This window comes from Streptomyces sp. NPDC054961, from assembly GCF_053609145.1.
In genome coordinates this window covers 1-8,384 of sequence record NZ_JBSGWY010000031.1, presented here as the reverse complement: position 1 = coordinate 8,384, position 8,384 = coordinate 1, and the positions used below count along the sequence as shown (strand labels likewise).

The window sequence follows — 8,384 nt, the reverse complement described above, 5'->3', positions numbered from 1 at the left end:
GCCGACGCCTTCACCGAGGTACCACTCACCAACTGGTACTGCGAACTGCGGGTACTGCCGCTGCGTTAACTGCGGTCCTGCTCACGGCGGCCCCTGATCACTGCGGGCCACCCGGTCCGGTCGCCAGTCCCGTCGCCGTCCTGCAACCACTCTGGCTTCGACACTCCACCACCGCACCGTCCTGCGTCCTGCGACTACTCGTACTGCGTGTACTGCTGCCCGGCAGTTCGTCTCTGCCAGGCCCTGCTGTCTCTCTGCGTTACGAGAGAAACCATACCCACACCACCGCCGGATGTCTACTCCGGCCAACACAGATTTTTGGGAGCGTGGTGGAGAGATAATCACCCCCCGTGACGTCGGCCCCCTCCCAGCGGGGTGTCGGCACTTCCGCGAACACTCCCGCCAACCCAACCCAACCCAACCCAACCCAGCTCAGCCCAGCCCAGCCGCAGGCGCTCCGTCCGGCGGACCCGGCGACGAAAAAGTCACGGCCCGGCTGGCGCCGGACCGCATGGCACGGCGCAGGGCTTACCGCGAGGCGGCGGCGCGGCGCACCGCCGTGGCCGTCAGCTCGGCCGTGGACCAGGCCCGGCCCGCGCGGACCAGCGGCCCGCCGCGCTCGAGCTGGGCCAGTTGGAACGCGACACTGCTCGAGCTGGCGAGTCCCACGGCCGAGCCGATCTCGCGGACCGAGAGACCCGCCCCGTGGGTGGCGGTATGGGCATCGATCGCCTCGAGGATCCGCAGCCGGCGCTCGGTCAGCCGGATCACGCCGCCCACACCCAGCCGCTTGCGCGAGCCTGGCGCAGCAGCTCCACCCGGCCCGCCGGGGGAACGGCCGGGGACAGCCCCGTACGGGTGGTGGGCGGCCAGGGCGCGGGAGAGGTCAGACGATTCCCCGCCGTCTCGCGCCCAGCCGCTGTCCGGTCAGGTCGACCGACGGGGTTGAGAGTGAACGTCAGTCGAGACGAGCGTCGAGCTCAGGTCGATGCGGTGCGCGCGCGCATGCGGTGTGCGGTCCGCAGTCCCTGCTTGGCGGCGGTTGCCACGAGGCCGCCGAGGGTGGTTCTGGCGAGGTCGTGGGCGGCGAGGTGTTCCAGTGCGGGCAGGGCCCGGTCGTCGGCGGTGGAGCCGAGAGCGCGGCAGGCCAGTGCTCGGAGGTCCGGGTCGGGATCGGTGGTGAGGGCGATCAGGTCGTCCACCACTGGCGGGCCGAAGGCAGCGATCGCTGAGGCGAGATGGTTGGCCTTCGGGTTCCGGCGTTCGATCACGGCCTGCCAGAGCACAGCGAGTGCCCGGTCGCCGCCGATTTGGCCGAGCGCCAGGGCGGCCCTGCTGCGTACCCAGTTGGTCTCGTCGTTCAGCCGGGCTGTCAGGGCGGGCACGGCTGCGTGTTCCGCAAGGAGGCCGAGCGCCTCGCAGGCACCCTCGCGGACCATCGGATCGGGATGCTCCAGCAGTGCGGTGATCAGCGGAACGGCCCGGCGGAAGCCGAGTTCGGCACAGGCGAGCGCCGACCACCGCACCCCGCGGTGCCCGGTGTCGGCGAGCGCGCGCAGGAGGCCCGGTTCGAGGCTCGCGTCGCCGAACAGGGCGATCCGGTTGAGTGCCTTGGTCCAGACGGTGACATCCTGCGTCCGGTGGTCGGAGGCGACCTCGGACAGGGCCGCCCGGGCCTGCGGATGGCCGAGCTCGGCCCACTCCAGCAGGGCGTCGATCGCCCGCAGCCGGATCGTGCGGTTCCTGCTCAACTCGGCGGCATGGACGGTGACGAGGGATGTCGGCCCGTCCGGCGGGTGGCCGAGTGCGTCCCCGAGCGGGCCGGCGAGCGGTGGTTCGAGTTCGCCCAACCACAGGGCCAGTGGGCCGATTCGGGTGCCGACGTCCGCGTCGTAACGGCCTTCGCCCCGCAGGTTCGCGGCCAGCTTGGCGACCGTACGGAACAGCAGACATGCGCGGTCCGATGGGGAATCAGCGAGGGCGTCGAGTCGGCCGGACATCGCCGCGGTGACGGCGGTCGGCGGGCGACCGGTGGCCTCCAGGACCGCCTCCGCCCAGGCGAGTGGCTCGCGCTGGCGCTCGTAGAGCTGGCGACCCCACAGGCGGAGGATGGCGTCACGGTGATCGGTCATCCCAGGATCGTTCCAGCAGGGAACACCGACAGCCAACGGCCTTTTCCTCGCGGCCGGTCGGGTGCGATCGAGCGCCGCCCGAAGAGCGTTCACGAAATCGCGGACAGAGCCTGCGAAATCCCCAGTGCCGCTCTCGTTGCCCAGTTGATTGAGCTGGTCAAGGGTGTGGGGAGCGGGGAGCGGGGAGCGGGGAGCGGGGAGCGGGGAGCGGGGAGCGGGGAGCGCGTGCGCGTCGGCTCTGCCACGCAGTGGTGTCGGACCCGGGTGAGATGCTGTCGATCGCATGTCCTCTTACGAACGGAGCTGCTGGCGATGGGGGTCGACTTTGATGCCGCCTGGTGTGCGACAGATCTCGGAGACCATCGCCCCTGCCGCTATACGTATGAGAGGTATCCCTACGACACCCTGCCGCCTCTGGACAAGAAGCAGCTCACAGGCGTGTTCCAGTGGCTGGGCGATCCAGGCGAAGTCGTCGCCGAGCGGGCGGCGACGGTGCGGCAGCTGGAGGAGAGGCTGGCTGCCGAAGGTCTGGCTTGAGAACCGTCTCTGGCGCGCTGTGAACGGCGTGGGCGATGTGTCCCTCGACGCCGAGACGCAGGAGTATCTGGACCACTACGAGGCCGCGTCGCCCCAAGAACGGCTCGGCCGGAGGGTCGCGGGCCAGATCTGACCCGGCAGTCCGTCGGGTGACGTGGCTGCTGCTTCAGGCTTGGTCACGTTCCAGAAGCGAGGCTGTCGACCGGGTCACTGCCCTGTAGTTCGACCGCCGCGGCAACCGTGTCTGGCGCAAGGCACAGGGGATGCTGGACTCCGAACACGTGCGGCGGGCCATCGGGGAAGTGGCTACGGCCTACGGCATCTGTCTGGAACCGCACAACGTCGCCGCCGGCGGCCAGAGTTGCCCGATCCGGTTCCGCTGTGTCGGCTGTGACCACTTCCGCACCGACGTCTCCTACCTTCCCGACCTCGAGCGTTACCTCTCTGATCTGCTCCGCAGCCGCGAGCGGCTCATGTCGGCCTTCGAGGCCGACGACTGGGCCCGCAGCGAGGCCATGCCCTCCGAAGAGGAAATCGGCCGCGTCCGCCGCCTGATCAACCGGGTCAAGGCAGACCTGGACGACCTGTCAGAAGAAGAACGCGCCCAGATCGAGGAAGCCGTCGCCCTGGTCCGCCGCAGCCGCCCGGTAAGGCTGGGCATGCCCCGCGTCGGCCAGCCACTTCCCGATGTCAGGTCCTGGAGGCTGCCGTGATCCCCGCCATGCGCGATGGCCGTCAAGCGGACACCGAGCGTCGCCGCCAGCGGGTGGCTACGGCAGTCAGGAATGCCGCCAAGAACGGCCCCCCGATCAGCTTTTCCGCCATCGCCCGGCAAGCCGGAGTGGACCGCAGCTTCCTCTACCGTCACCGCGACCTCCTCGAAATCGTCCATGCCGCCGAACTCGAACCGGCAGCCCAGGACCAGGCCAGCGGTTCGCCGGTCAGCCGGGCCTCGCTCCAGGCCGACCTCGCCCATGCCTAGGCCCGCAACACCCGCCTGGCCTCCCGCATTCAGCAGTTGGAGAAGCGACTGTCGCAGGCGCTGGGAGCTCAGGCATGGCAGGAATCAGGGCTCGGAGCTCCAGCGGACATCGACGAGCTCCAGCGGAAGATCACGAGGCTGGAGCAGCACGACGTCGAACTGACCTCCGCGTTGGAGGAAGCCCGATCCGATCTCGATGCCGCGAGGGAGGCCAACCGGGACCTGACCAGAGCGCTGAACCAACGCGGCTGACGATCCTCGTGAGGCCGTTGTCAGTGCTGGTTGAGAGCATCAGCGGCATGACACCGTTTCTTCTCACCGACATCGAGCGAGCTGTTCGCAGCAGCTGGAGTGCCGACACATGCACGCCCGGGTTCCGGCCCCGCTGGAGCCCAGACAACCCGGCCCGGGACCAGTGCGGTGTCACGGCCATGGTGCTGAATGACCTCTTGGGAGGGGAGCTGATCCGCGGGGAAGTCCACGTGAACGGAGAACGCGTGGACTACCACTGGTGGAACCGTCTGGGCATGGGCATTGAAATCGACCTCACCCGAGAGCAGTTCCGGCCGGAGGAGATCGTCGCCGGAGGCATCGTCATTCCCCGCCCGCCCATCACCGAGTGGCGCAGGCTCCGCGAGGAGTACGAACTCCTCCGCGATCGTGTCATGGAGAAGCTCAACCAAGGACACGAAACGGTCTCCGCGTCCGCGGCTTGTTGACGGAGCGCAGTCCTATCGCCTCGCGCTGCCGAGGCGGTAGGGGCGGATGCCGAACTCGGTGACGCCCCGCAGACGTCAGAGGGCGAGGCGGTCCAGCTCATCAGCGATCGCCTCGCGCACCGCGTCGTGCTGCGGGCCGAGCACATACTGCTTGTCATGCCACCGCTCACGCGGATACAGCCACACCGGCCGGCCCACAAGATCGACGGGCTCCCATTCGAACCGCGGCCACACATGCGCATGCAAGAACGGATCGGCGTTCCCCAAGATCTCCAGATTGACTCGTCGGAAAGCCGGGTCCAGCCGCCTGCAAGCGTGTTCGACGGCCTCACCCAGCTTGTCCATGTCGGAGAGAAACGCCAGGCGCTTGCCCTTCGGAAGCTCCGACAGCCGCTCCACCGAAGGATCGTCGACCAGGAGTACCGAGTAGCCCGGCAGGAACTGGACGTCCCCGATCACCGCGAATCCCGCTTCCAACTTCCGGAGCACCGCAGGGTTCTCACCCCGAAGGGCACTGCCGATCCGGTCCTTCCGCCAGTCATAACTCATGATCGGCGACCCTACCCAACATCAAGTAGCGCCACATGTGTTGCACACGATAGCGTCGATCACACGGCGCTGAGCTGCACAAAGTGGTCTCCACTCGCCTCGCGCCACACCGTTACCCCCAGAGAGGGCGGCGCTGTCGCTTCTTGACGATCTGCGGCTCGGACGAGCCCTCCCGGTCCCGAGGGACTTCGAGAACGACCGGTCCGACCTCGGTCACCACGGTCTTGACCGGGTCCCGTTGCGGGTTTTGTCCGAGCCGGCCTTCTCATGCTTCTCGGGCCCGTCTTCGGAGCGGAGTACCGTCGGCTCAGGGGCAGTCCTCGCGGGCTTGCCTTAGCGCGCCACGCGGTAGCGGAGGTAGACGATTTTCGAGCGGAAGGTGCGGGTCTCGACGAGTTCGAGATCCACCCGGCGCTCGCGCCGGGGAAAGAACGGAATGCCACCGCCGACCAGCACCGGATGGATCCTGGCCCGGTACTCGTCGATCAGATCCAGCGCGGCCGCCTCGGCGGCGAGCGTCGCGCCGCCGATCGCGATGTCGCCCTTCCCCGGCTCGGCCCGCAACCGCTCGATCTCCGCCGCCAGGCCGCCGGAAGCCAGGCGCGCGCTGCCCCGCACCGTCGATAGCGTGGTGGAGAACACCACCTTCGGGAGCGGCCTCCAGATCGCGGCCCACTCGAGCATCGAGTCGCCGAGCGAGGGGTCCTGGTCGGGGCCCTCCCAGTACAGCATCGTCTCGTAGAGCCGTCGGCCCAACAGGTGGACACCGACCTGACGGATCTCGTCGGTGAAGAAGCGGATGAGCTCCTCGTCGAGCGGCGTCCAGTCGAAGCCGCCGTCCGGCCCGACGATGTAGCCGTCGAGCGAGACGCCCATCGAATAGGTCACCTTGCGCATCAGAAGTCCTCCTCGGTAACGGCCTCGACCGGACGACCGCCGGACGCTGCCGTGCGACCGTCGGACGCCGCCGGACCCCGCCGGGCGCGTCACGGCTCGTGAGATCCTCTGATCGTCCCCCCGCCCCGCTCCGCCGGCCGGCCGCCGTGCCGCGCGTGCGCGGGACCGGCCCCGAGAGGGTGAGGGGTGCCACCCGGTGGATGACGAACCCGACGCGCCCGCCCGACGCGCCCGCCCCACGCGCCCGCCCCGCAGGCGCCGGCGACCGCTACAGCGGCGCTCCGCGCCACTTCCACGCGGTGACCCGGTCACGGCCCGGCAGCTCGGCGCGGCCGGTGGACCACAGGAGGACGGCCCATCGGTCCTCGTCGGCCGGAGCCTCGGGGAAGAGCCGGGCCAGGACCCGGTCACACAGGTCCGCGGGGGGCGCCCAGGACAGGGACAGGCCCTGGGCGACGTCGTGGGTGTGGACGAGGGTCTCCACGATGCCCATCGCGGCGAAGCCCTCCGGGTCGGAGATCCCGTAGGAGTGGTACGAGCGCAGGTCCGGAGAGGCCGTGCGCACCATCGCCGCCAGCAGGGCGCCGCTCGCCTCCAGCGTCCGCAGCAGTCCGGACGGGCCGGCCGCGGTGTCGGCGGAGATCGCGTTCGACGGGCCGCCCTCGCGGGCGGGGGCCCACCGGTAGGGCACCGGGCCGTCGAGCGGCGGCTTGCGCGGGCCCAGTTGGACCGCGTACGCGAAGAGGTCGTCGCTCAGATGCTCGACGGTCTCCCAGCAGGTCCACTCCAGGGTCCCGGCGGGCGCCGTCCAGTTGCCGGCCGGGAACTCCTCGAGCGTGTCGACCGCCAGGCGTACGGCGGTGGTCACGTCGTCCGCGGTGACGGGCAGCCGGGTCCCGGTCAGCGCCGCGCGCTCGGCGGCGCCGCACTCCACGCAGAACTCGTTGCCCTCGGGGTCGGCCATCGTCGCCCAGCCCCGTCCATTGGGCTTGCGGTGGTCGGCGACGAGAGTGGCGCCGAGGGCGAGCAGGCGCTCGACCTCCTCGTCGCGGGTGCGGTCGTCCGGCATCAGATCGAGGTGCAGGCGGTTCTTGATGCTCTTGGCCTCGGGCACCGTCACGAAGAGCAGGGCCGCGCGGGGTGTCTCGACGAGGGCCTCGGGGTCACCGGGCTCGTCCTCGTCGGACAGGGAGGCGCCGAGCACCTCGGCCCAGAAGCCGGCGAGCTCGTAGGCGTCGGCGCAGTCGACGGTCACGTGATGCACGAGAGAAGTCATGACCCTCACTGTCTCCGCTGGGTGAAGGTCAGGTCCAGCGAGTTATGCCGGTGGGGCGGAGAAGAACGGCGTGCACCGATCCCGAGGGCGTACGGAGCGGGGCGGCTAGTCTCCGGACATGACTGCTCAGTGGTACGTCCTCATCGAAGAGGACACCCGTGTGACCGGCACGCCGACGGCGTCAAGCTCCAACTGCACCGGTGGACGCTGGTGGCCAGGCACTCCGTCAGTGGCCCGCAGGCACAGGCGCTCGCCGCGGCCGAGGACGCGGCCCTGCACTACGTGCCGGACGTCCTGGCCCGCCATGCCCGGCCGGGTGACACGCCGGCCCGCCACGCCTTCCTCACCGCCGACGGTGCCTGGCTGGTCTGGCTCAGGCAACACCACCGCGAGTGCCACATACGCGTGACCGCCGCCCGTCTCGTACACACGCGGGAGGAGGAACAGGGCCCGCCGAAGAGCTTCAGGGAAAAGATCCGCCACGCTCTGGACGGCCCTGAGCCCGTGCAGGCCCCGTGGGAGCCGAAGGGCTGAACGGTGTCCGGCCGCACGCCGGAACGGCATGCGCACGGTGGTTCGAAGAAACGACAGGAGCGCCTGTTACAGAGCGGGGAACCCGTTCGGCGCACCCGTACGGCATGGCGCGAATGAACTGCTTATCCGGCCGAAACTCCCTCTCCCCTTCATCGTCAAGGCGGAGGCGGCCGCCCGCCCCGTCCCCGTCAACGGGACTTTGACCCTTGCACCGTGCAAGGGAGAGTTGCGGACATGTCCGCATTGAGAAACATGAGTGCCGGGTTGTGGCGGTTGATGGCGGGTGCGGGCCAGAGTATGGCTCCTCGGCAGGACGCCGGGAACCGCACGGAGCCCGCCCGGATCGCACGAGGCCGGGCCGGGCTGACTGTTCAAGGAGCCATCTGCATGTCTGCTTCTCTCGCCACTCGTCGTCTTCTCGTCACGGTCCTGGCCGCCGGTGCCCTGGTCGGCGCGGCAGCCATCCCCGCCGCGGCCCACGACGACGGCCGGCACTCCGCGATCGTCATCGGTGACGTCCAGCACGACAGCCGCGGCCGCGACAGCCGCGCCCTGAACCGCGAATGGGTCGAGGTGAAGAACACCGGCCGTCACTCCGTCGACCTGCACGGATTCACCCTCACCGACCGCGACGGCAATCGCTACCGGTTCAACCACCTCCGCCTGGACGGCCGTTCCAGCGTCAAGGTCCACACCGGCCAGGGCCGTGACACCCACCGCGACGTCTACCAGGACCGCCGCCACCAGATCTGGGACGA

The 8,384-nt window shown here is 69.6% G+C and carries 12 protein-coding genes and 1 pseudogene; 7 read left to right on the top strand and 6 right to left on the bottom strand.

Features of this window, described 5'->3' with window-relative positions; all coding sequences use genetic code 11:
- Positions 1-528: 528 nt before the first annotated feature.
- Positions 529-771, bottom strand: coding sequence for a LexA family protein (locus ACWF9Z_RS25215; RefSeq protein ID WP_453605422.1), 243 nt, complete (start codon positions 769-771; stop codon positions 529-531).
- Positions 772-980: 209 nt separating this feature from the next.
- Entirely contained in the window at positions 981-2,132 is a 1,152-nt protein-coding gene (locus ACWF9Z_RS25210) for a HEAT repeat domain-containing protein (protein WP_453605420.1), read from the bottom strand.
- A 312-nt stretch (positions 2,133-2,444) separates the two neighbouring features.
- On the opposite strand from ACWF9Z_RS25210, the gene ACWF9Z_RS25205 reads away from it, so the two are divergent.
- From ACWF9Z_RS25205 to ACWF9Z_RS25185, 5 genes are all read left to right on the top strand, one after another.
- Positions 2,445-2,669, top strand: a complete 225-nt coding sequence (locus tag ACWF9Z_RS25205) for a hypothetical protein (protein WP_453605419.1) — start codon at positions 2,445-2,447, stop codon at positions 2,667-2,669.
- Positions 2,670-2,932: 263 nt separating this feature from the next.
- Entirely contained in the window at positions 2,933-3,382 is a 450-nt protein-coding gene (locus ACWF9Z_RS25200) for a transposase (RefSeq protein ID WP_453605417.1), read from the top strand.
- Complete coding sequence (locus ACWF9Z_RS25195) at positions 3,379-3,651, top strand: DUF6262 family protein (protein ID WP_453605416.1); 273 nt, start codon at positions 3,379-3,381, stop codon at positions 3,649-3,651. Before ACWF9Z_RS25200 ends, ACWF9Z_RS25195 begins: the two co-directional genes overlap by 4 nt.
- A 36-nt stretch (positions 3,652-3,687) precedes the next feature.
- Positions 3,688-3,903 carry a hypothetical protein gene (locus ACWF9Z_RS25190; protein ID WP_453605414.1) on the top strand — a complete coding sequence of 72 codons (216 nt, stop codon included), beginning with the start codon at positions 3,688-3,690 and terminating at the stop codon, positions 3,901-3,903.
- A 47-nt stretch (positions 3,904-3,950) separates the two neighbouring features.
- Positions 3,951-4,370: a YunG family protein gene (locus ACWF9Z_RS25185; protein WP_453605412.1), complete on the top strand. Its 420-nt coding sequence runs from the start codon at positions 3,951-3,953 to the stop codon at positions 4,368-4,370.
- A gap of 75 nt (positions 4,371-4,445) precedes the next feature.
- Here the strand turns inward: ACWF9Z_RS25185 and ACWF9Z_RS25180 are convergent, their stop codons facing one another.
- From ACWF9Z_RS25180 to ACWF9Z_RS25165, 4 genes and pseudogenes are all read right to left on the bottom strand, one after another.
- The gene (locus tag ACWF9Z_RS25180) at positions 4,446-4,919 is read right to left on the bottom strand and encodes a diadenosine tetraphosphate hydrolase (protein ID WP_453605410.1); all 474 of its coding nucleotides are present in this window, start codon (positions 4,917-4,919) and stop codon (positions 4,446-4,448) included.
- A gap of 127 nt (positions 4,920-5,046) precedes the next feature.
- Positions 5,047-5,201: pseudogene (locus tag ACWF9Z_RS25175) on the bottom strand (transposase); the annotation flags it as partial.
- Between the two features lie 51 nt (positions 5,202-5,252).
- Positions 5,253-5,816: a dihydrofolate reductase family protein gene (locus ACWF9Z_RS25170; protein WP_453605408.1), complete on the bottom strand. Its 564-nt coding sequence runs from the start codon at positions 5,814-5,816 to the stop codon at positions 5,253-5,255.
- 268 nt (positions 5,817-6,084) lie between these two features.
- A complete protein-coding gene (locus ACWF9Z_RS25165) occupies positions 6,085-7,092 on the bottom strand; it encodes a VOC family protein (protein WP_453605406.1) in 1,008 nt (335 codons plus the stop codon).
- Positions 7,093-7,302: 210 nt separating this feature from the next.
- On the opposite strand from ACWF9Z_RS25165, the gene ACWF9Z_RS25160 reads away from it, so the two are divergent.
- Positions 7,303-7,626, top strand: coding sequence for a hypothetical protein (locus ACWF9Z_RS25160; protein ID WP_453605404.1), 324 nt, complete (start codon positions 7,303-7,305; stop codon positions 7,624-7,626).
- A 387-nt stretch (positions 7,627-8,013) separates the two neighbouring features.
- Positions 8,014-8,384, top strand: a 371-nt coding sequence (locus ACWF9Z_RS25155; protein WP_453605402.1) for a lamin tail domain-containing protein, incomplete at its 3' end; no start/stop codon positions are given.

Bases quoted from the DNA above. Each gene is read 5' to 3' on its own strand.
- ACWF9Z_RS25180 (WP_453605410.1), bottom strand. From the start codon at position 4,919: ATGAGTTATGACTGGCGGAAGGACCGGATCGGCAGTGCCCTTCGGGGT.
- ACWF9Z_RS25170 (WP_453605408.1), bottom strand. From the start codon at position 5,816: ATGCGCAAGGTGACCTATTCGATGGGCGTCTCGCTCGACGGCTACATC.
- ACWF9Z_RS25185 (WP_453605412.1), top strand. From the start codon at position 3,951: ATGACACCGTTTCTTCTCACCGACATCGAGCGAGCTGTTCGCAGCAGC.
- ACWF9Z_RS25200 (WP_453605417.1), top strand. From the start codon at position 2,933: ATGCTGGACTCCGAACACGTGCGGCGGGCCATCGGGGAAGTGGCTACG.
- ACWF9Z_RS25205 (WP_453605419.1), top strand. From the start codon at position 2,445: ATGGGGGTCGACTTTGATGCCGCCTGGTGTGCGACAGATCTCGGAGAC.
- ACWF9Z_RS25210 (WP_453605420.1), bottom strand. From the start codon at position 2,132: ATGACCGATCACCGTGACGCCATCCTCCGCCTGTGGGGTCGCCAGCTC.
- ACWF9Z_RS25165 (WP_453605406.1), bottom strand. From the start codon at position 7,092: ATGACTTCTCTCGTGCATCACGTGACCGTCGACTGCGCCGACGCCTAC.